18 protein-coding genes are annotated in these 21939 nt (G+C 73.5%); 11 read left to right on the plus strand and 7 right to left on the minus strand.

The window, feature by feature from the left end:
• Window positions 1–190: 190 nt before the first annotated feature.
• Entirely contained in the window at window positions 191–811 is a 621-nt protein-coding gene (locus ACLFMI_RS10710; RefSeq protein ID WP_410947627.1) for a TetR/AcrR family transcriptional regulator, read from the minus strand.
• An 80-nt stretch (window positions 812–891) separates the two neighbouring features.
• Between ACLFMI_RS10710 and ACLFMI_RS10715 the strand changes: the two genes are divergently transcribed.
• The 9 genes from ACLFMI_RS10715 (at window position 892) to ACLFMI_RS10755 (ending at window position 13050) form a co-directional block, all read left to right on the plus strand.
• Entirely contained in the window at window positions 892–2052 is a 1161-nt protein-coding gene (locus ACLFMI_RS10715; protein ID WP_410947628.1) for an acyl-CoA dehydrogenase family protein, read from the plus strand.
• Window positions 2052–3659, plus strand: a complete 1608-nt coding sequence (locus ACLFMI_RS10720; RefSeq protein WP_410947629.1) for an AMP-binding protein — start codon at window positions 2052–2054, stop codon at window positions 3657–3659. Before ACLFMI_RS10715 ends, ACLFMI_RS10720 begins: the two co-directional genes overlap by 1 nt.
• Complete coding sequence (locus ACLFMI_RS10725) at window positions 3659–5257, plus strand: acyl-CoA carboxylase subunit beta (protein ID WP_410947630.1); 1599 nt, start codon at window positions 3659–3661, stop codon at window positions 5255–5257. Before ACLFMI_RS10720 ends, ACLFMI_RS10725 begins: the two co-directional genes overlap by 1 nt.
• 8 nt (window positions 5258–5265) lie before the next feature.
• Window positions 5266–7281 (plus strand): acetyl/propionyl/methylcrotonyl-CoA carboxylase subunit alpha, encoded by a 2016-nt coding sequence (locus ACLFMI_RS10730; RefSeq protein WP_410947774.1) that lies wholly within the window; start codon window positions 5266–5268, stop codon window positions 7279–7281.
• Between the two features lie 117 nt (window positions 7282–7398).
• Window positions 7399–8928, plus strand: coding sequence for a class I adenylate-forming enzyme family protein (locus tag ACLFMI_RS10735; protein ID WP_410947631.1), 1530 nt, complete (start codon window positions 7399–7401; stop codon window positions 8926–8928).
• Entirely contained in the window at window positions 8925–9698 is a 774-nt protein-coding gene (locus tag ACLFMI_RS10740) for an enoyl-CoA hydratase/isomerase family protein (RefSeq protein WP_410947632.1), read from the plus strand. The genes ACLFMI_RS10735 and ACLFMI_RS10740 overlap by 4 nt, the downstream gene beginning before the upstream one ends.
• The gene (locus ACLFMI_RS10745; RefSeq protein WP_410947633.1) at window positions 9699–10505 is read left to right on the plus strand and encodes a TIGR03084 family metal-binding protein; all 807 of its coding nucleotides are present in this window, start codon (window positions 9699–9701) and stop codon (window positions 10503–10505) included.
• Window positions 10502–12226 carry an acyclic terpene utilization AtuA family protein gene (locus tag ACLFMI_RS10750; RefSeq protein WP_410947634.1) on the plus strand — a complete coding sequence of 575 codons (1725 nt, stop codon included), beginning with the start codon at window positions 10502–10504 and terminating at the stop codon, window positions 12224–12226. Before ACLFMI_RS10745 ends, ACLFMI_RS10750 begins: the two co-directional genes overlap by 4 nt.
• A 53-nt stretch (window positions 12227–12279) precedes the next feature.
• Window positions 12280–13050 (plus strand): methyltransferase domain-containing protein, encoded by a 771-nt coding sequence (locus tag ACLFMI_RS10755; protein WP_410947635.1) that lies wholly within the window; start codon window positions 12280–12282, stop codon window positions 13048–13050.
• Window positions 13051–13153: 103 nt separating this feature from the next.
• Here ACLFMI_RS10755 and ACLFMI_RS10760 read toward each other — a convergent pair whose 3' ends face one another.
• Genes ACLFMI_RS10760 through ACLFMI_RS10770 form a run of 3 tightly spaced genes read right to left on the minus strand, consistent with a single transcriptional unit; the run spans window position 13154 to window position 16157 of the window.
• Entirely contained in the window at window positions 13154–14659 is a 1506-nt protein-coding gene (locus tag ACLFMI_RS10760) for a tripartite tricarboxylate transporter permease (RefSeq protein WP_410947636.1), read from the minus strand.
• The gene (locus ACLFMI_RS10765; RefSeq protein WP_410947637.1) at window positions 14659–15201 is read right to left on the minus strand and encodes a tripartite tricarboxylate transporter TctB family protein; all 543 of its coding nucleotides are present in this window, start codon (window positions 15199–15201) and stop codon (window positions 14659–14661) included. The genes ACLFMI_RS10760 and ACLFMI_RS10765 overlap by 1 nt, the downstream gene beginning before the upstream one ends.
• Window positions 15198–16157 (minus strand): Bug family tripartite tricarboxylate transporter substrate binding protein, encoded by a 960-nt coding sequence (locus ACLFMI_RS10770; RefSeq protein WP_410947638.1) that lies wholly within the window; start codon window positions 16155–16157, stop codon window positions 15198–15200. Before ACLFMI_RS10770 ends, ACLFMI_RS10765 begins: the two co-directional genes overlap by 4 nt.
• 238 nt (window positions 16158–16395) lie before the next feature.
• Between ACLFMI_RS10770 and ACLFMI_RS10775 the strand changes: the two genes are divergently transcribed.
• Together ACLFMI_RS10775 and ACLFMI_RS10780 are read left to right on the plus strand one after the other, a co-directional pair.
• Window positions 16396–18045 carry a sensor histidine kinase gene (locus ACLFMI_RS10775; RefSeq protein WP_410947639.1) on the plus strand — a complete coding sequence of 550 codons (1650 nt, stop codon included), beginning with the start codon at window positions 16396–16398 and terminating at the stop codon, window positions 18043–18045.
• Window positions 18042–18734: a response regulator gene (locus ACLFMI_RS10780; RefSeq protein WP_410947640.1), complete on the plus strand. Its 693-nt coding sequence runs from the start codon at window positions 18042–18044 to the stop codon at window positions 18732–18734. The genes ACLFMI_RS10775 and ACLFMI_RS10780 overlap by 4 nt, the downstream gene beginning before the upstream one ends.
• Here ACLFMI_RS10780 and ACLFMI_RS10785 read toward each other — a convergent pair.
• From ACLFMI_RS10785 to ACLFMI_RS10795, 3 genes are all read right to left on the minus strand, one after another.
• Window positions 18716–19597, minus strand: coding sequence for an alpha/beta fold hydrolase (locus ACLFMI_RS10785; RefSeq protein WP_410947641.1), 882 nt, complete (start codon window positions 19595–19597; stop codon window positions 18716–18718). The genes ACLFMI_RS10780 and ACLFMI_RS10785 overlap by 19 nt on opposite strands.
• 136 nt (window positions 19598–19733) lie before the next feature.
• Window positions 19734–20045 carry an integration host factor, actinobacterial type gene (mihF, locus tag ACLFMI_RS10790; RefSeq protein WP_410947642.1) on the minus strand — a complete coding sequence of 104 codons (312 nt, stop codon included), beginning with the start codon at window positions 20043–20045 and terminating at the stop codon, window positions 19734–19736.
• Between the two features lie 285 nt (window positions 20046–20330).
• Window positions 20331–21734, minus strand: coding sequence for an NAD(P)/FAD-dependent oxidoreductase (locus tag ACLFMI_RS10795; RefSeq protein ID WP_410947643.1), 1404 nt, complete (start codon window positions 21732–21734; stop codon window positions 20331–20333).
• Between the last annotated feature and the right edge of the window lie 205 nt (window positions 21735–21939).

Consider the following 21939-nt stretch of genomic DNA (forward strand, 5'->3'; position numbering starts at 1 on the left):
GCACGTCGAGCTCCGCGGTCAGCGCGCCGACGAACTGCGGCGACCCGGCCCAGAGCGCGGTCGCCCTAGATCATCGGCAGGAGTGTCGTCGCCGTGCACCACGACGTCCGGCTCGCGGTCAGCGACGCCACTCTGACGTGATGCAGGCCACCACGACACGGGTCGGCGTCAATATCGGTTCACTAGACGCTCACCGGCCGGGATCGACCGGATCGACCCCGAGGCAGCCGTGTGCCGCCGCGACGAGCAGCTCGGCGAGTCGCTCGGGATCGAGCCCGCTGCGGAAGAACAACGTCGACTGGATCGCCCCGACGGCCGCGTGTACGACCAGGCGCAGCTCGCCGTCGCCGAGGTCCGGGCGCAGCGGGCTGAGCACGTGCACCCAGTCCTCCACATGGTGCCGCTGCCGGCGGCGCAGGCCCCGGCGCTCGTCCTCGGGCAGGGTGTGCGCCTCGCGGTGGTAGACCGCGAGGTCGGTGCGGTGCTCTACGGCGACCGCGATGTGGTCGCGGACCAGCAGGGACAGTGCCTCTCGGTCGGATCCGGCGCGCTCCAGCACCTCGGCCGCGCCACGCTCGAGCCGGGTCATGCCGCGGTCCAGCAGGGCGACCAGGATCGCCTCCTTGGAGGCGAAGTGCCGGTAGATCCCGGAGCCGACGATCCCGGCCTCGGCGCCGATCTCGGCCATGCCGACAGACGGGAAGCCGCGGCCGGCGGCGAGCCGGGCCGCCGCGGCGAGGATCCGCTCGGCGCGCTCCGGGTCGCGACGACGCCGCGTCGCATCCGGACCGGGAGAGGTTTCGGCCACCATCTGGTCAGCATGGCACCCGCGCGGTAGTCTCCGCCACGAGTGAACCGACAATCACTCGAACCCGAGACTGGGGAGTCGGCGTGGACTTCACCGAGACCGACGAGGAGCGCGACCTCCGCAAGGCGGTCGCCGCGATCGCGGGCCGGTTCGGCAGCGACTACTACGTGCGGTGCGCCCGCGAGGGCAGGCACACCCACGAGCTGTGGACCGCGTTGGGCGACGCCGGGTTCATCGGCGTCAACGTCGCCGAGGAGTACGGGGGCGGGGGCGGCGGGCTGGTCGAGCTCTCCGCGGTGTGCGAGGAGTCCGCCGGGCAGGGCGCGCCGCTGCTGCTGATCCTGGTCTCGGCGGCGATCTCGGCCGAGGTGATCGGCGAGTTCGGGTCCGAGGAGCTGCGCCGCCGCTGGCTGCCCGGCCTCGCGGACGGCTCCACCAAGGTCGTCTTCGCGATCACCGAGCCGGAGGCAGGTTCGAACACGCACAAGATGGCTACGCAGGCCGCCCGGGACGACAGCGGTACCGGGGACTGGATCCTGAACGGCACCAAGCACTACATCTCTGGCACCGACGACGCCGAGGCCGTGCTGGTCGTCGCGCGCACCGGGCGGTCCGAGCAGGGCAAGGCGCAGCTGAGCTTGTTCGTGGTCCCGGTCGACTCGCCGGGCCTGTCCCGTACCCCGCTGCCGGTGGACCTGATCGCGCCGGACAAGCAGCACGTCCTGCACTTCGACGACGTGCGGGTCCCGGCCGGGAACCTGGTCGGCGCCGAGGGCGACGGCTTCCGGCAGGTGTTCCGCGGGCTCAACCCGGAGCGGATCACCGGCGCCGCCCTGGGCGTGGGCATCGCCCGGTTCGCGCTGGAGAAGGCCGCCGACTACGCCCGCACCCGCCAGGTCTGGGACGTCCCGATCGGCGCGCACCAGGGCGTCGCGCACCCGCTGGCGAAGGCCCGGATCGAGACCGAGCTGGCCGCGCTGATGACCCGGAAGGCGGCCTGGCTGCACGACCACGGCCTGCCCGCCGGCGACGCGGCGAACATGGCCAAGTACGCCGCCGCCGAGGCCTCGCTCGCCGCCCTGGACGCGGCCATGCAGACCCTCGGCGGCAACGGCCTGGCCAGCGAGTACGGCCTGATGCCGTACTGGGGGATGGCCCGGCTGATGCGGGTCGCCCCGGTGAACCGGGAGATGATCCTCAACCACGTCGCCCAGCACGGCCTGGGCCTGCCGAGGTCGTACTGATGACCGGCCCCGATCCCACCCCCGACCTCGCGCGGAACCTGATCCAGCGGGTCAACGTCGCCGACGCGCTGAGCCGCAGCGCCGCCGCCCGGCCGGCGCAGGTCGCCGTCGTCGACGGCGACCGGTCCTGGACCTACGCCGAGCTGGACACCTGGGTGGACCGGCTGGCCCGCGGGTTCGCCGCGCGCGGCTACGGGCGCGGCGACGTGCTCGCCCTGGCGGCGGGCAACAGCGCCGAGTTCCTGGCCGTCTACTACGCCTGCGCCCGGCTCGGGCTGGTCTGCGTGCCGGTCAACCTGGGCTGGCGCCCGGACGAGGTGGGCTACGTGCTCGGGCACTCCGGTGCCCGCGGGATCGTCGTCGAGACCCAGCTGGTGGGCGCCGTCGCCGAGGCGGTCGGGGCGGTCCCGGCGGTGGCGGACGTGGTCGTCGCGCCGGGGACGGGCGCGGAGTACGCTGCCGAGCCGACCGACCGGAGCTGGTGCACCCTGAACGCGGTCGAGACCGCGGGCGGCGGGCCGGTCGAGGTCCTCGTCGACGACCGGGACCCGCTGAGCTACCTCTACACCTCGGGCACGACGTCGTTCCCGAAGGGCGTCGCGACGTCGCACCTGGCGATCACGATGGAGTCGTTCTCGGCCGCGCTGGACTCGGGCTGGAACTCCGCCGACCGGTTCCTCGCGATGATGCCGATGTACCACACCGCGCAGCTCAACGCGTTCTGCACGCCGGCGGTCCTGGTCGGTGCCACGATCCACACCGCCCGTGGCTTCGAGCCCGGTGCGTTCCTGGACACCGTCGAGCGCGAGCGGATCACCCAGGTCTTCGGGCTGCCGATGATGTACCGGGCGGCGCTGGAGCACGGCTCGTTCGCCGGCCGCGACCTGAGCTCGTTGCGGCGCGCGGTGTACGCGATGGCGCCGATGCCCGAACCGCTGATCCGGGCCTGCCTGGAAGGGTTCGGCTGCGACTTCGCGCTGCTGTTCGGCCAGACCGAGATGAGCCCGTGCACCACACTGTTCCGGCCCGAGCACCAGCTCAGCCACGTCGGCGCCGTCGGCACCCCGATCACCGGGGTCCGGGTCGCGATCATGGGCCCGGACGGCGCGTTGCTGCCGCCCGGCGAGCTGGGCGAGATCGTCTACCGCGGGCCGTCGACGATGAACGGCTACCTGGACGACGAGCACGCCACCGGCGAGGCGTTCCGGCACGGCTGGTTCCACTCCGGCGACGTCGGACACCTCGACGCCGAGGGCATGCTCTGGTTCTCCGACCGGTACAAGGACGTGATCAAGACCGGTGGTGAGAACGTCGCCTCGATCGAGGTCGAGCGGGCGGTCTACGCGGCCGATCCCCGCATCGCGGAGGCGGTCGTCGTCGGGCTGCCGCACCACCGGTGGACCGAGGCGATCACGGCCGTCGTCGTCCCGAAGCCGGGCGAGTCCGTCGACCCGGACACGCTCCTGGCGTCGCTGAGGCGACACCTGGACGGCTACAAGGTGCCCAAGTCGGTGATCGTCGCCGACGCGCTCCCGAAGACGTCCACCGGAAAGATCCAGAAGAACGTCCTGCGGCAGTCGAACGCCGCGTACTACGAGGGGGCCTGATGGCCGTCCTGCGGTCCAGCCTGGACACCACCACCGAGGAGTACGCCCAGAACCGGAAGGTGCAGGAAGCCGCGATCGCGGCGCTCGACGAGCAGTTGGAGGCGACGATCGCCGGTGGCGGCGCGAAGTACATGCAGCGCCACCGCGACCGCGGCAAGCTCCCGGTCCGCGAGCGCCTCGAGCTGCTGCTCGACCCGGACTCGCCGTTCCTGGAACTCTCGCCGCTCGCCGCGTGGGGCACGGGGTTCACCGTCGGCGCCAGCATCCTCACCGGGATCGGTGTGGTGTCCGGTGTGGAGTGCGTCGTGATCGGGCACGAGCCGACCGCACGCGGTGGCGCGATGAACCCGTACTCGCTGCGCAAGACGCTGCGCGCGCTGGAGATCGCCCGCCTGAACCGGCTGCCGGTGATCAACCTGGTGGAGTCCGGCGGCGCCGACCTGCCCACCCAGGCCGAGCTGTTCGTCCCGGCCGGGCGGATCTTCCACGAGCTCACCGAGCTGTCCGGGCTCGGCATCCCGACCGTCGCGCTGGTGTTCGGCAACTCCACCGCGGGCGGCGCCTACGTGCCCGGCATGTGCGACTACGCCGTGCTCGTCGACCGCGGCGCGAAGGTGTTCCTCGGCGGGCCACCGCTGGTCAAGATGGCCACCGGCGAGGAGGCCGACGACGAGGCGCTCGGCGGCGCCGAGATGCACAGCCGGGTCTCCGGCCTGTCGGACTACTTCGCCGTCGACGAGCACGACGCGATCCGGATCGGGCGCGAGATCATGACCCGGGTCAACTGGCGCAAGCTCGGCCCGGCCCCGGCCATGGACCCGGCCGCGCCGCTGTACGACCCCGACGAGATCCTCGGCATCCTGCCGCCGGGGTCGAAGGTGCCGTTCGACCCGCGGGAGATCCTGGCCCGCACCGTCGACGGCTCGGAGTTCGACGAGTACAAGCCGCTCTACGGGACGTCGCTGGTGACCGGGTGGGCGCGGATCCACGGCTACCCGGTCGGCGTGCTGGCGAACCACCGGGGCGTGCTGTTCTCCGAGGAGGCCAAGAAGGCGTCGGAGTTCATCATGCTGGCCAACCAGACCGACACTCCGTTGATCTTCCTGCAGAACACGACCGGCTACATGGTCGGTGCCGAGTACGAGCAGGGCGGGATCATCAAGGACGGCGCCAAGATGATCAACGCGGTCACCAACAGCACGGTGCCGCACCTGACGATCAACATGGCGTCGTCGTTCGGGGCCGGCAACTACGGCATGTCCGGGCGGGCCTACGACCCGCGGCTGATGTTCGCCTGGCCGAGCGCGAAGCTGGCGGTGATGGGCGCGGCGCAGCTGGCGGGCGTGATGTCGATCGTCGGGAAGTCGTCCGCCGAGGCGCAGGGCAAGCCGTTCGACGACGAGGCGGACGCGAAGCGCACCGAGGCGATCGAGGCCCAGATCGAGGAGGAGTCGCACGCGTTCTACATCACCGCGCGGCTCTACGACGACGGCATCATCGACCCGCGCGACACCCGCACCGTGCTCGGCATGTCGCTGTCGGCCGTGCACAACCAGACCGTGCAGGGGCGCCGCGGCTACGGCGTCTTCCGGATGTGAGGGCCGTGATGATTTCGAAGCTGCTCGTCGCCAACCGCGGGGAGATCGCGGTCCGGGTGATGCGCACCGCGCACCGGCTCGGGATCGCGACGGTCGCCGTGTACTCCGACGCGGACGCCGACGCCCCGTTCGTCCGCCTGGCCGACGAGGCCGTGCGCCTGCCGGGCGTGACGCCGTCCGAGACCTACCTGGTGGGCACGTCGGTCATCGCGGCCGCCCGGGCGACCGGGGCCGACGCCGTGCATCCCGGGTACGGGTTCCTGTCCGAGAACGAGGGGTTCGCCCGCGACTGCGCGGCGGCCGGTCTGACGTTCGTCGGCCCGTCGCCGGAGGCGATCGCCTCGATGGGCTCGAAGCTCGAGGCGAAGGCGCTGATGGCCGGCGCCGGCGTTCCGGTGCTGCCGGGTGCCACGGTCACCGAGGAGTCGGATCTGGACGCGATCGCCGGCGACATCGGTTTCCCGGTGCTGGTCAAGGCCGCGTTCGGCGGTGGCGGGCGCGGAATGCGCGTCGTGCACGAGCCGTCTGCGCTGCGGGACGCCGTGCAGGGCGCCCGCCGGGAGGCCCAGGCCGCGTTCGGCGACGGGACGGTGTTCCTGGAGCGGTTCGTCGTCGACCCGCGGCACGTCGAGGTGCAGATCCTGGGCGACGAGCACGGGACGGTCGTGCACCTCTACGAGCGGGAGTGCTCGATCCAGCGGCGCTACCAGAAGATCGTCGAGGAGTCGCCGTCCCCGGCCGTCTCCGATGCCCTGCGTGCCGAGTTGGGCGCCGCGGCGGTGGCGGCGGGGAAGGCGATCGGCTACACCGGCGCCGGGACCGTCGAGTTCGTGCTCGGCCAGGACGGGTCGTTCTACTTCCTCGAGGCGAACACCCGGCTGCAGGTCGAGCACCCGGTGACCGAGCTGGTCACCGGCCTGGACCTGGTGGAGCAGCAGATCCGCGTCGCGGAGGGCAACGCGCTCGGCGACGACGTGCTGGGTGCGCGGATCGACGGGCACGCGATCGAGGTGCGGCTCTACGCGGAGTCGGTGGCCCGCGGGGAGAACGGAGCCGAGAGCAGCGGCAGCGGGACGAGTTTCAGCACCGACTACCTGCCGGCGACCGGCACGCTGCACCGCTTCGACGTACCGGGGGAGGTGCGTGTGGACACCGGCGTCGAGGACGGCTCCGTCGTCTCCCCGCACTACGACCCGATGCTCGCCAAGGTGATCGCGCACGGCCGCACCCGCGCCGAGGCAGCCCGCACGCTGGCCCGCGCACTGGCCGGGGCCGCGCTGCACGGCGTCACGACGAACCGCGACCTGCTCGTCGGGATCCTGCGCGAGCGCGAGTTCCTCGACGGCGCGACGGACACCGGCTACCTCGTGCGCCACGACCCGGTCGCGCTGTTCTCCGGCACGCTCGCCGACGGCGGCCGCAGGCACGCCGCCGCGGCTGCGCTCGCCACCCAGGCCGCGAACCGTGCGTCGGCGCGGGTGCTGGCCGGGATGCCGTCCGGGTGGCGCAACGTCGGCGGCGCCTCCCAGCACGTCACGTACACGCTGCGTGGTTCCGATGTGAACGTCGCGTACCGCTTCCGCCGCGGCGGCCTCGACGTGCGCGTGAACGACGAGCCGCTCGCCACGGTCCTGGTGTCGGCCACCCCGGAGCGCGTCGTGCTGGAGACCGACGGCGTGCGCCGTGACTACGCCGTGCACCGCCGCGACGAGTGGTCCTTCGTGGACGGTCCCGACGGGTCGGTCGCGCTGGCCGAGGTCCCGCGCTTCGCGGACCCCAATGCCGTCGCCCGCGCCGGTTCGCTGCTCGCCCCGATGCCCGGCACGGTCGTGCGCGTGCTCGGCGAGCCGGGCCGGCAGGTCGAGGCCGGGCAGCCGCTCGTCGTCCTGGAGGCGATGAAGATGGAGCACACCGTCGCCGCCCCGGGCGACGGGATCCTCGGCGAGGTGCGGGTGTCCGCAGGCGACCAGGTCGACACCGGCCAGGTCCTCGCGGTCGTGACCGACCCGGAGGAGGAGACGTGACCCCCGGGCGAGGAGCAGTCCGTTCCTCGGGCGAACCGTTCTCGACCGGCGCGCGGCGGGTTGCGCCGTGAAGGGGTTCGAGACGTTTCGGCACAGCCGCCGGGAGAAGGGCCGAACATGAACATCGCCACTCTGCTGCGCCGCAGCGCGTCCGACCATCCCGCCCGCGTCGCGCTCCGGCTCGACGACACCGAGGTCACCTACGCCGGGTACGCCGAGGAGGGTGGCCGGTTCGCGACGTTCCTCCGGGCGTCCGGGGTCGAGCCCGGCGAACGCGTCGGGTTCTTCCTCCCGAACTGCCTGGAGTACCTGCCTGGGATGCTCGGGGTCTGGCAGGCCGGGGCCGTCGCCGTGCCGCTGAACTACCTGTTCCCGGACGCGGCGCTGCGGCACGCCGTCGGCGACTCCGGGGCGCGGTCCCTGGTGGTGCTGCCCGGCGACGTCGCCAGGCTGACGGACGTGCTCGGCGATGCGCTGCCCGAGCTGCTCACGCTCGGCCCGGACGGCTCCTACTCCGCGGCGCTCGCCGCGCACGAGCCGGCCGCCGACGTCACGCCGCGCGTCGACGGCGACGACGCCCTGCTCATGTACACGTCCGGCTCGACCGGCGTCCCGAAGGGCGTCCGCCAGACCCACCGGAACACGACCGCGCACTGCGAGGCCGTGATCGATCTCTACGAGATCGACGGGTCGGACCAGGTGCTGAACTGCATGCCGCTGTTCCATGTCGGCGGACTGCAGCTGGCCAGCCTGACCGTGCTGCTGCGCGCCGGACAGATCACGTTCATGCCGCGCTGGGACCCGCTGCGCTGGCTGGAGCTGGCGCAGACGTTGCGGCCCACCTACGGCGGCCTGATCTCCACGATGATGATCGACGTCGGGAACCGGACGGTCGGGAGTCCGGTCGTGCTGGACTCGTTCCGCATCTGCATGTTCGGCGGGTCCCGCTCGCCGTCCGCGGCGATCGAACGGCTGGAGGCGGGTACCGGGATCAAGGGCACCGAGATCTACGGTCAGACCGAGCAGAGCGGCCTGGTGATCAGCTACGCGCCCGGTGACCCGCGCCGCCCGGACTCCATGGGCAGGCCGCTCGAGCAGATCGTCCACACGCGACTCGTGTCGCCGGACACGGGCGAGGACGTCCCGTCCGGCTCCCACGGCGCCGATGGCGGCTCCGCACGCTCCGATGCCGTCGGCGAGCTCTGGGTGCGCGGCGACGCCGTGACCCCGGGGTACTGGGGCATCGAGGCGTCGGAGCGCTGGTCGGACGGCTGGTTCCACACCGGCGACCTGATGTCGCGCGACGGCGACGGCTACCTGTACTACATCGACCGGATCGACGACATGATCGTCAGCGGTGGTGAGAACGTGTTCCCGCAGATGGTCGAGGAGCACCTGGCCGGGCATCCGGACCTGGCCGAGGTCGCCGTGATCGGCACCGCACACGAGCGCTGGGTCGAGCAGGTGACCGCCGTCGTCGTCCCGAACCGCGACGGTGTCACCGCCGACGACGTCGCGGCCTGGTGCGCCGAGCACCCGAACCTGCGCGGCATCGCCCGGCCTCGCCGGGTCGAGATCGTGGAAGAGCTGCCGCGTACCGGAAGCGGCAAGTTGAACCGTCCCGAGCTGCGGAAGAAGTTCCCGTGACCTCTGACAACCCCGTGGTGACCTACGAGGTCGTCGACCGTGTCGCCTGGCTGACGATCAACCGCCCGGACGCCCGCAACGCGCTGTCGAAGGACGTCCGCGACGGCCTGTGGGCGGGTGCCCGGCGGTTCGTCGACGACGAGTCCGCCGCCGTCCTGGTGCTCACCGGCGCCGGGGAGAAGGCGTTCTGCGCCGGCGGCGACCTCAAGGAGATGGCCGAGACGTCACTGGAGATCCCGCCTCCGGACTTCCTGCCGCAGTTCGGCCGCAACGTCGAGGTGCCGAAGCCGACGATCGCCGCGGTGAACGGCGTCGCGTTCGCGGGCGGGTTCCTGCTCGCCCAGCAGTGCGACCTCGTCGTCGCCGCCGACACCGCCCGGTTCGCGGTGAGCGAGGTCAAGGTGGGTCGCGGGTCCCCCTGGGCGGCGCCGCTGTCCTGGCTGGTCCCGCCGCGGGTGGCGATGGAGATCCTGCTGACCGGCGACCCGCTGGACGCCGAGCGCGCCCGCGAGGTCGGCCTGGTCAATCACGTCGTGCCCGGCGCGCAGTTGCGCGGGTTCACCCAGCAGCTCGCCGAGCGGATCGCGGCGAACGCGCCGCTGTCGGTGGCCGCCGGGAAGCGGACGGCCTACCTGTCCGCGCACTGCGGGCTCGACGACGCCTACGACCGGGCCGAGGAGATCTGGGCGCCGGTGTACCGCTCGAGGGACGCGCAGGAGGGCCCGGCGGCGTTCCGGGAGAAGCGCGCCCCGGTCTGGAAGGGACGATAGATGCCGGTATCGATGGACGCGCTGGCCGACGACCTGGCCGCGGAGTCCACGGTCCTGCGGGAGCTGCTCGCGCCGCTGTCCGAACAGGACTGGCGGCGGGACACCCCGGCCGTCGGGTGGACGATCGCCGACCAGGTCTCGCACCTCGCCTACTTCGACGACGTCGCGGTCCGGTCCGCCGTACGACCGGACGAGTTCGAGGCGGAGAAGGCGCAGATGGACGCGGACGGCGGCGTGAACCCGGACCGCATCGCGGAGCGCTTCCGCGACGTGTCCGGCGAGGCGATGCTGGCCTGGTTCGACGAGGCCCGGGGCCGGCTGCTGGAGTCGTTCCGCCCGCTGGACCCGAAGGAGCGGGTGCCGTGGTTCGGCCCCGCGATGAGCGCCGCGTCGTCGCTGACGGCCCGGATCATGGAGACCTGGGCGCATGGTCAGGACGTCGCGGACGCGCTCGGCGCGATCCGGGAGCCGAGCGCCCGGCTGCGGCACGTCGCGCACATCGGCGTCGGGGCGCGCGCGTTCAGCTACACGGCCAACGGGCGCGAGATGCCGCAGGACCCGATCCGGGTGGAGCTGTCCGCCCCGGACGGCGAGCTCTGGGCCTGGGGGCCGGAGGACGCCGTGGACCGGGCGACCGGCCCGGCGCTCGACTTCTGCCTGGCCGTCACCCAGCGCCGTCATCTCGACGACGTGACCCTGACGATCACCGGCCCGGTGGCGACCGAGTGGATGTCGTTCGCCCAGGCGTTCGCCGGGGCGCCCGGCGGCGGCCGGGTTCCCGGACAGTTCTCGAAGGAGATCGGATGACCCGCCCGCTCAGGATCGGCAACTGCTCCGGCTTCTACGGCGACCGGATCGACGCCGCCCGGGAGATGGCCGAGACCGGTGACGTGGACGTCCTGTGCGGCGACTACCTGGCCGAGCTGACCATGCTGATCCTGGCCAAGGCGCAGGCGAAGGACCCGTCGCTGGGCTACGCGAAGACGTTCCTCACCCAGGTCGAGGAGGTCCTCGCGTCCTGCGTCGAGCGCGGTATCAAGATCGTCTCCAACGCCGGCGGGCTGAACCCGGCCGGGCTGGCAGAGGCGATCCGCGAGGTCGCCACGAGGCTCGGCGTGGACGCGAAGGTCGCCCATGTCCAGGGCGACGACCTGCGCGGCGACCTGGACCGGATCGCGCCCGCGGTGTCCGGCGAGCCGGTGTCCGCCAACGCCTACCTCGGCGGCTGGGGGATCACCGAGGCGCTCGCCGCGGGGGCCGACGTCGTCGTCACCGGGCGGGTCACCGACGCCGCCCTGGTCACCGGGCCGGCCGCCTGGTGGCACGGCTGGGCACGCGACGACGTCGACGCGCTGGCCGGGGCCGTCGCCGCCGGACACGTGATCGAGTGCGGGCCGCAGGCGACCGGCGGCAACTACCCGTTCCTGGACGAGATCACCGACCGCCGCTACCCCGGCTTCCCGATCGCCGAGGTCGCCGCCGACGGGTCGAGCGTGATCACCAAGCCGGACGGGACCGGCGGGCTGGTGTCGGTCGGGACCGTCACCGCGCAGCTGCTCTACGAGATCGGCCCGCCCGCCTACCTCGGCCCGGACGTCACCACGCACTTCGACACCATCCGGCTCGCCCCGGACGGCGAGCACCGGGTCGCGATCTCCGGCGTCCGCGGCAGCGCCCCGCCGGACACGCTCAAGGTCGCGCTGAACGACGTCGGCGGGCACCGCAACACGATGACCCTGGTGCTCACGGGCCTGGACGTCGAGGCGAAGGCCGCGCACGCCGAGGCGCTGCTGTTCGACGTGCTCGGCGGCCGGGATCGGTTCGCCGGCGTCGACGTCCGGCTGCTGCGCTTCGACCACCCGGACGCCGGCGGCAACGCCGAGGCCACCGCGCACCTGCGGATCACGGTGAAGGACCCGGACCCGAAGAAGGTCGGACGGGCGTTCTCGAACGCCACGATGCAGCTCGCGCTCGGTGGCTACGCCGGGTTCCACACCACGACCCCGCCGACCGACTCGTCGGCGTTCGGGGTCTACCGGCCCGCCGCCGTGTCGCGGGACGCGGTGACTCACACCGTCGTGCTGCCGGACGGAACCCGGCGGGGCATCCCTGACCCGCCCACCGGCCCGCAGCCGGAGAAACCGCAGGTCGACGGCGTGGTGCGTGGAGGTGCGCAGAGCAAAGGGCCGACGCAGCGGGTCCCGCTCGGGACGATCTGCGGGGCCCGGTCCGGGGACAAGGGCGGCGACGCCAACATCGGCGTCTGGGCCCGCGACGACGCCGGGGCCGCCTGGCTGGCGTCGTTCCTCACCCCCGAGCGGGTGCGCGCGCTGCTCGGCCCGGAGGCCGCGGATCTGGACGTCGAGGTGTTCGGGCTGCCGAACCTGCGCGCGGTGAACGTCGTCGTGCACGGCCTGCTCGGCGACGGCGTCGCGTCCTCGGTCCGGCCGGACCCGCAGGCCAAGGGGCTGGGGGAGTACCTGCGCAGCCGGCTCGTCGACGTGCCGGAGGCGCTGCTCGGGCGGTAACGCGACCGGTAGCCGGCCCGAGTCCCGCTGCACGCGGCGACGGGAGGGCGACCATGCCCACGCTCGACTTCGACGAGCGGGCGGCCCGGCACATCCAGCGGGTCTACGCCACCGCGGACGTCGTCGCCCAGCGGGAACGGGTGCTGGAGCTGCTCGATCCGCGGCCGGACGACCGGGTTCTCGACGTCGGTTCCGGTCCGGGCTACCTGCTGGCCGAGATCGCCGACCGGGTCGGCCCCGGTGGCGCGGTGCACGGCCTGGACCCGGCGCCGGCCATGCAGGCGATCGCCGCGACCCTGATCGCGGACCGGGCGGTCGTGCGGCTGGACGAGGGGGACGCCTGCGCGCTCCCCTACGACGACGCGAGCTTCGATGCCGCCGTCTCCACCCAGGTGTACGAGTACGTCCCCGACGTGCCCGCCGCACTCGCCGAGCTCCGCCGGGTGGTCCGCCCCGGCGGCCGCGTGGTGGTGCTGGACACCGACTGGGAGTCGGTGGTCTGGCACGCGGCCGACCCCGACCGGCACCGCCGGGTGATGGCGGTCTGGGACGGGCACCTGGTGCACCCGTACCTGCCGCGGACGCTGCCGGGGATGCTGCGCCGCGCCGGGTTCCGGGTCACCGGGCGGCACCTCGTGCCGATCTTCAACCCGTCCTACGACCCGGACACCTACAGCGCGCTGACGATCGACACGGTCGCCGCGTACGTCACCGGGCGGGACGGCCTGACCGCGGCCGACGTCGAGGCGTGGGCGGACGACCTGCGCAGCCGCGGCGAGGACTACCTGTTCACCCTCAACCGGTACTGCTTCGTGGCCTGCTGATTGCGTGGCCTGCTGACTGCGTGGCCGAGCAGAGCGTGCCGGCGCCCCCCGCCCCGCTCGATCGCGGGGCGCCCGGCCGGGGGCCCCGGGCCGGGTATCCGGGTCAGACCTGTTCGGTCTCCCGGTCGCGCTGCGCGCGGACCGCCCGCAGCACCACCGGTGCCACGAACAGGATCACGATCGCCCCGTAGACGATGATCGCCAGCGGGGTGGAGAACAGCGTCGTCACGTCCCCGTCGGAGATCTGCAGGGCGCGGCGCAGCTGCAGCTCCGCGTCCGGCCCGAGGATCACCCCGATGATCGCCGGCAGCACCGGGAGCCCGAACCGCCGCATCAGGAACCCGACCGCACCGATCGCCAGCAGCACCAGCAGGTCCACCGCCTGCCCGGACACCGCGTAGGCGCCGACGCAGGCGAAGAACAGGATCCCCGCGTACAGGTAGGGCCGCGGGATCCGCAGCAGCTTCGCCCAGGCCGGGGCCAGCGGCAGGTTCAGCACCAGCAGCATGACCAGCCCGATGAACAGGCTGGCGATCAGCGTCCAGACCAGCTCGGGCTCGCGCTCGAACAGCAGCGGGCCGGGCTGGATGCCGAACTGCTGGAACGCGGCCAGCATGACGGCGGCGATCGCCGTCGTCGGCAGGCCGAGCGTCAGCATCGTGGACAGGGTGCCCGCCGAGGACGCGCTGGCCGCCGACTCCGGTCCGGCGACGCCCTCGATCGCGCCCGTGCCGAACTCGTCGCGGTGCTTCGACAGCTTCCGCTCGGTGACGTAGGCCATGAACGTCGACATCTCGGCACCGCCGGCCGGGATGGAGCCGAACCCGAACCCGATGAACGGGCCGCGCAGCCACGGCTTCCAGGTGCGGCGCAGGTCCGCGCGGCCCAGCCAGGGGCGGCCGACCGGGATGACCTCCTGCTGGGTACGGCGCAGGTGCGCGGCCACCCAGAGTGCCTCGCCGACCGCGAACAGGCCGACCGCGACGATGACGACGTCGATGCCGTCCGCGAGCTGCGGGACCCCGAAGGTCAGGCGCGGCTGGCCCGCGACCGGGTCCAGCCCGACCAGCCCGATCGTCAGGCCCAGCGCCAGCGCCGCGAACCCGCGCACCCGGGACGCACCCAGCACACCGGTGACCGCGACGAACGCCAGCACCATGATCGCGAAGTAGTCCGGCGCACCGATGTTGACGGCCACCGAGGCGATCAGCGGCGCGATCAGCACCAGCCCGGTGACGCCGACGAGCCCGCCGACGAAGTGCCCGATCGCCGCCGTAGCCAGCGCCTGCGCGCCGCGGCCGGACTTGGCCATCGGGTTGCCCTCGATCGCCGCCATCACCGACGCCGACTCGCCCGGCGTGTTGAGCAGGATCGACGTCGTCGAGCCGCCGAACATCGCGCCGAAGTAGATCCCGGCGAACATGATGAACGCACCGGTCGGCTCGAACGCGTAGGTCACCGGCAGCAGCAGCGCCACCGCCATCGCCGGGCCGATGCCCGGCAGCACGCCGATCGCGGTGCCGAGCAGCACCCCGACCGCGGCGAAGAACAGGTTCCCCGGGGTCAGCGCGTTCCCGAACCCGTTCATGAGCAGGTCGAAGGTGCCCATCACCCGAACACCCCCATCAGCGGTCCACCGGGCAGGTCGACGCCCAGCACGACGTCGAACAGCACCCAGGTGGCGAGCGAGATCGTCGCCGCGATGGCCAGGTCCCGGGCGAGGGTGCGGGAGCCGAGCGCGTAGGTGGCGCCGAAGAACAGCACGGTGCCCGCGATCGGCCAGCCCAGCACCGGGATCAGCGCCGCGGTGGCGACCAGCACGCCGACCAGCGTCCCGACCGTCCGCAGGTCCATCGGCGCGGTCAGGTCGACGTCCTCGCCGCCCTCGGCCTCCCCGCGCCCGCCGCGCAGGATGTCCACCGTGAGCAGTGCCGCGAGCAGCAGCAGCGCGCCGCCGAGCACCAGCGGCACCAGCTGCGGGCCGAGCGGGTCGGAACCGGCGGCACCCCCACCGGACTCGGCCAGGGTGTCGACGACGACCAGGAGCCCGGCCGCCGCCAGCAACGCCGAGACCCCCAGCTCGGAGCGTCCCTTCAGCCGTTCCCGCAGGCCGGAGGGCCCGGCCGGGGTCGATCCGTCGGTGATCGTCATACCAGCCCCAGCCTCCTCAGGACCCGCTCCACGCGGTCGTTCTCGGACTGCACGAACTCGCCGAACTCCGGTCCGGGCTGGTAGGCGTCCTCCCAGCCGTTGAGCGCCAGAACCTCCTGCCACTCGGGGGTCCGGACCATCTCCGCGTAGGCCCGCTCCAGCTCGGCACGGCTCTGCTCGGACAGCCCGGGCGGGGCGACGACGCCGCGCCAGTTCGTGAACTCGATGTCCACACCGGACTCGCGCAGTGTCGGCGCGTCGACGCCGGGGACCCGCTGCCCGGCGGTGACGGCGAGGACCCGCAGGTCCCCGGACTCGATCTGGTCGGCGAACTCGCCGAGCCCGGAGACCCCGAACGCGACCTTGCCGCCGAGCACGGAGGCCAGCAGCTCGCCGCCGCCGTCATAGGCCACGTAGTTGACCCGGGTCGGGTCCAGGCCGGTGCCCTCGGCCATCAGCATCGGGGCCAGGTGGTCCGGACCGCCGGGGGAGGAGCCGCCGCCGACCGGGGTGCCGGACGGGTCGCGCTTCCAGGCGTCGAGCAGCTGGCCGATGTCGCGGAACGGCGAGTCCGCCGGGACCACGACGATCTCGGTCTCCTCGGTCAGCCGCGCGATCGGCGTCGTGTCGGCGAGCGTGGCTGGCGAGTCGTTCGAGTACACGCTGCCGACCACGCCGAGGCCCATGCTCATCGTCAGCCGGTCGTTGCCGGCCTCGTTCACCGTGCGGCCGAGGCCGACGGTGCCGCCGGCGCCGGGCAGGTTGAACACCTCGACCGAGCCGGTGAGCCCGGTGTCCTCCATGGCCTTGGCCGCGCTGCGGGCGGTCACGTCGTAGCCGCCGCCGGGCGCGTTCGGGACCAGCATCCGCAGGCCGCGCAGCTGGGTGCCGTCACCGCCACCGCTCAGCGCGCCGATCCCCGGCGGCACCAGCAGCAGGGCGGCCAGCACGGCCACGGCTGTGCCGAGCAGGGTGCCTGCCCTCCGGGAAGGGGGCGGCGGGGCACCGTCCGGCTCCGCCGGTCTGCCCTCGGTCGTCGTTGACTGGGTCATCCTCGTCCGATCTCGCCGTTGTCGATCCGGTTCCGGGGAGTCTGCGCGGCGCGCCGGGGCCTTGTCTGCGTTGGGCACACAACGGTCGTTGTGGTCGTTTCGTACACGGTGCGCCGGCCCGGGCTCGGCCTAGGCTGGGCGGATGCGACGGCGCGCCGGCGGGACGGGCGGGCCGCTGGCCCGCCAGTTCCTGGTCTGGCAGCTGGCGGTCGTCGTCGTGCTGCTCGGTGCCGTCGCCGCGCTCGCCGCGGTGCAGTCGGCCGAGTCGTTCCGGGAGACCCAGGGCCGCCGGATGCTGTCGGTCGCCGAGGACCTCGCCGCGGTGCCGACCGTGCGCGACGCGCTTCAGCAGGGCCGCTACGACCTGCTCCCGTCGTTCGCCCGCAGCGCGGAGAACCTCTCCGGGGCCGACGAGATCGAGATCGTGGACGCCGGGCTGGTCGTGCGGACCGCCCCGGACCCGTCCCGGGTGCGGCAGCCCTTCGATCCGGGTGCGAGCACCGCGCCGTCCGGCCGCGCGTGGGTGGGCAACCCGGACGGACGGACCGTCGTCGCCCAGGTGCCGGTGATCGACGACCGGGGCGCCGTCGCCGGGCTGGTGTCGGCCGGGATCCGGGCGCCGTCGCTGTGGGCGTCGCTGGCCGGGACGGGCACCGAGACGGTGGCGCTGCTCGGGCTGGCGCTCGGGGTCGGGCTCGCGGGGTCGCTGCTGCTGGCCCGCCGGGTGCGCCGGCAGACCCTCGGCCTGGAACCGGACGAGATCGTCGAGCTGGTGCAGCGCCGGGAGGCGATGCTGCTCGGGATCAAGGAGGGCGTCGTCGGGCTGGACACCGCCGACCGGATCACCCTGCTCAACCCGGTGGCCCGCGAGCTGCTGGAGCTGCCCGGCGCGGGTCCCGGCGACCACGTCGGCGACCTGGATCTGGACGACCGGCTGCGCGAGGTGCTCACCGGCGCCGCGGCGGGTGCGGACCAGCTGGTGCTGCGCGACACCCGGGCGCTGGTGCTGAACCGGATGCCGGTCCGCCTCGACGGCCGGGAGGTGGGCGCGGTCGTCACGCTGCGGGACCGGACCGAGCTGACCTCGCTGCAGCATCGCCTCGACGCCTCGCACACCGTCACCGACACGCTGCGCGCCCAGGCGCACGAGTTCTCCAACCGGCTGCACACCATCGCCGGTCTGACCGAGCTGGGCGAGCACGAGGAGGTGCGGCGGTTCGTCGCCGGGATCGTCGCGGCGTCCGAGGGCTGGCGCCGCGAGGTGTCCTCGGCGGTGGGTGACCCGGCCGCGGCGGCGTTGCTGGTGGCGAAGAACAGCCGGGCCGCCGAGCGGGGTGTGGCGCTCGCGCTGGACCCGGACACCCGGCTCGAGCCGATCGACCCGGAACGCGACCCGGACCTGTCCGCGGACCTGGTGACGGTGCTGGGCAACCTGGTGGACAACGCCGTCGACGCCGCCGCCGGGGCCGCCGAGCCGCGCTGGGTGCGGATCGGGCTGGCCGGCGGCGCCGACGAGGAGGTGCGGGTCGAGGTGCGCGACTCCGGCCCGGGGGTGGCTTCCGGGCTGGCCGAGGAGGTCTTCCGGGCCGGGTTCAGCACGAAGGCCGCCGAGATCGGCGGTCGCGGGCTCGGCCTGGCGCTGGCCCGGCAGGCGTGCCTGCGCCGTGGTGGGACGATCGCGGTGACCGGCGGCACCGGGACCGGCGCGGTGTTCACGGCGTCGTTGCCGCCACGCCCGGGCCCGGGCCCGTCGGGGACCGGCGATCCGGTGCGCGAGGGGGTGCGTGGATGAACGTGCTGGTGGTCGACGACGACTTCATGGTCGCGAAGGTGCACTCCGGTTACGTGCAGCGGATCGAGGGCTGCACGGTCGTCGGGGTGGCCCACACCGGCGCCGACGCGGTGGCGCGGGCCGCCGAGCTGCGCCCGGACCTGGTGCTACTCGACGTGTACCTGCCCGACGTCTCCGGCCTGGAGGTGCTGCGCAGCCTGCGCACCGGCTCCGGTGACGACCCGTTCGTCCTGGTGGTGACGGCTGCCGACGACCCGGACACGGTGGCCGCGGCGTTGCACGGCGGCGCCCTGCACTACCTGGTGAAGCCCTTCGACCAGGCCGCGCTGGCCACCCAGGTGCAGCGGGCCCGTCGGCTCCGGCGCGATCTCGACCGGGTCCGCGGGCAGGACGACATCGACCGGCTGTTCCATTCCGGCCCGGCCCCGGCGCACCCGGCCGGCGGCCCGGAGCGGATGCCGAAGGGCCTGACGACGCCGACCGCGGACCTGGTGGCCCGGACGCTGCGGCTCCGGACCGCGGACGGCGCGACGGACCTGTCGGCCACCGAGTGCGCCGAGGCGACCGCGCTGTCCCGGGTCAGCGCGCGCCGGTACCTGGAGCATTTCGTCGCGACCGGCGCGGTGACGGTGCGCCTGCGCTACGGCGGCACCGGCCGCCCGGAGCGTCGCTACAGCTGGGTCGGGTAGGCCGCCCGCGCCGCGCGGACCCAGTGCTCGGCGAGCAGCCAGGTCAGGGTGCCCACCAGCGCCGGGCCGAACACGTGCCCCATGCCCTCGACAGCGACCGCCCGCGCGGCCGGGCCGATCCGCTCGGCCAGGTGCGCCGCGTGCGGCGCCGGGTACACCGGGTCCTCGGGCCCCTCGACGACCAGCGTGGGCACCGTGACGCCGGCGAGCTCGTCGGCGCGGTCCAGCCCGTCCAGGTGGGCCTCGGCGTGTGCGGTCGGGGGTTCGGTGCGGCCGGTGTGCGCCATCTCCCGGCGCTCCAGCTCGGTGGACCACGCCGCGTCGAACCCGCCCGCGGCCCCGTGCAGCCGGCGCCGGTACTCGACCCGCCAGGTCAGCTCCCCGGCCTCGTCGCGCGGGTCGTGCCGCTCCTGCCACATCCGCCGCACCTCCCGGGACGGGCCGGGCAGCCCGGACCGGTCGGCGTCGAGGGCGGCGGTGCACAGCAGCACCGCGCTCGCCAGCCGTTCCGGGGCGTCGAGCAGCAGGAGCTGGACCAGCATGCCGCCGGTCCCGGTGCCGACCGCGTGCGCCCGCGGGACCTCGCAGGCGTCCAGCACGGTCACGGCGTCGGTGGCGAGGTCGGCGATGCCGTACGGGTGGTCCTCGAACGCCGCGGTGGACCGGCCGGTGTCGCGGTGGTCGTAGCGCAGGACCCGGTGCCCGGCACGCAACCGCTCGACGAGCTCGTCCGGCCAGCCGAGACCGGAGGTGTCGCCGTCGGCGACCAGCAGCACCGGCAGGCCGTCGGCGGCCGGTTGGTGCGCGGGCAGGTCCTCGACCCACAGCGTCACCCCGGGCTCGACCTCGACCTCGCGCTGCACGGGGCCGAGCCTGCCAGCCGGTGATCACGCCCGCGGCGGGAGGGGCCCGCGCACCCGTGCCGGGCACCGGCCCCGGACGTGCGACGGCCCGGTCCGCGGGAGGCGGACCGGGCCGTCGCGACGATCGAGGAGGGTCTCAGCCGACCTTCTCGATCAGTGCCTGGCGCTGGCGGTCGCCGAGGCCTGCGGCGCGGCGGGAGGCGTCGATGTTGGCGTCCTCCATCACCTTGGTGACCTTCGCCGGGCCCCAGCCCGGGACGGACTTGAGCAGGTCGGCGACCTTGGTCTTGCCGACGATCTGGTCGGTCTTCGCGCGACCCAGCACGCCGGAGATGGTCTCCTCGCCGCTGGCGATCTTGTCGCGCAGTTCCTTGCGGGCGGTGCGCGCGGCGGCCGCCTTCTTGAGCGCCTCCTGGCGCTGTTCCGGGGTCAGGGTGGGCAGGGCCATCGCTGACGCCTCCTCTCGGTTCCACGCACCCCGTACGGGGTGGCTACGGATCGCAGGTCGCGGTACAGCGTGGCAGAGCCATGCCCGCGACCTGCGGGAACCCCCGGATCGAGGCGTGTCGCCGCTGGTCAGCGGCTTCTCGGCGCACCCGGTCGACCGCCCGTCGCAGAACCCCGACCGGGGTCGTCGTCGCAGGTCAGCGACCGGAACGAGAGGTGTCACCCGGATCGGCGACCGGGTGGCGCCGCACGGGAGGGCGGGTCCCGCCCGGCGCGGCCGGGCCGGTCAGGAGGCGGCGGTGCGCCCCGGCGCGGTCCGCGGGTCGACCTCGGCCCGGTGCTCCACCACCTCGGGCGGGTGCCCCGAGTGCTGCTCCGTGTCGTAGTTCGCGGTGACGCTGATCAGCCGGTGCCCGCGGTAGCGGGCGTAGCGCAGCGACCGGACCCAGTTGAACAGGGTCCCGAGCCGGTTGCCCCAGCCGATCAGGAACATCACGTGGACGTAGCACCACATCAGGTAGCCGGGCCACCCGGTGAACTTGGCGCCCCGCACGTCGGCGACGGCCTCGCGGGCCCCGATCGTGGCCATCGAGCCCTTGTCGAAGTACTGGAACGGGGCCGGGGTGGTGTCGTCGCCCTTGGCCCGGGCGCTGATCAGCTTGCCGACGTAGGTGCCCTGCTGCATCGCCACCTGGGCGACGCCGGGCAGCCGGTCGATGGTCGAGACCATGTCGCCGATCGCGAAGATGTCCCGGCGGTCGGGCAGGGCCAGGTCGGGATCGACCGGGAGCCGGCCGGCCCGGTCGACCTCGGCACCGGTCGCCTTGGCCAGCATCGCGCCCAGCGGGGAGGCCTGCACGCCGGCGGCCCAGACCTTGGTCCGGGCGACGATGCGCTCCTCGCCCTTCGGGCCCTTGACCGTGATCGAGTCGGCGTCGATGTCGGTGGCCATGGTGTCCAGCCGGACCTCGATGCCCTTCTCCTCGAGGGTCTTCTTGGTGTAGCGCTGCAGCTTCTTCGCGAACGGCGGCAGCACCGCGGGCGCGGCGTCCAGGAGGACGATCCGGGCCTTCCGGGTGTCGATCGACCGGTACTCGCGGGGCAGCACGTGGCGGGCCAGCTCGGAGAGCTGGCCGGCCAGCTCCACGCCGGTGGGGCCGGCGCCGACGACCACGAAGGTCATGTAGGCCTGCTGCTCGGCCGGGTCGTCGGAGACCTCGGCCAGCTCGTAGGCGCCGAGGATGCGGCTGCGCAGCAGCCGGGCGTCCTCGATGCTCTTCATGCCGGGGGCGTGCTCGGCCCACTCGGGGTGTCCGAAGTAGGCGTGCGTGGCGCCCGCCGCGACGACCAGGGTGTCGTAGGGCAGATCGAGGTGCTGGCCGTCGGGGGCGGCGGCGTGCACGACCTTGTTGTCGACGTCGATCTCGCCGACCTCGGCGAGCAGGGTGCGCACGTTGCGCTGGGTCTTCAGTACCCGGCGCAGCGCCGGGGCGATCAGGCCGGGGGACAGGATCCCGGTCGCGACCTGGTAGAGCAGCGGCTGGAAGAGGTGGTGGTTGGTGCGGTCGACGACGGTGACGTCGACGTCGGCGCCCTTGAGGGCCTTGGCCGCCTGCACACCGCCGAACCCGCCGCCGACGATCACGACCTTGTGCCGGCCCCGCCGTTCGTCGTGTGCTGCCGTGCTCACGTGAGTCCGCCCCTCGTCGGTCGGTCCGGTGCGCGGGGTGTCCGCGCCTGCTCGGTGGCCGGATTCGGGCCTCCCCGCGTGGTGCGCGGGTCCGGTCTGCGGAGTCGGCACCAGTGACGACGACGGTCCCGGCCATCGACGACGGTACGAAGCCCGCGGGTGGGGGGCAAACCGGAACGCCGTGGAAACGGCTTTCGGCGTCGGA

The organism is Pseudonocardia nantongensis (assembly GCF_046546495.1).
In the GTDB taxonomy this organism is placed as follows: Bacteria; Actinomycetota; Actinomycetes; order Mycobacteriales; family Pseudonocardiaceae; genus Pseudonocardia; species Pseudonocardia nantongensis.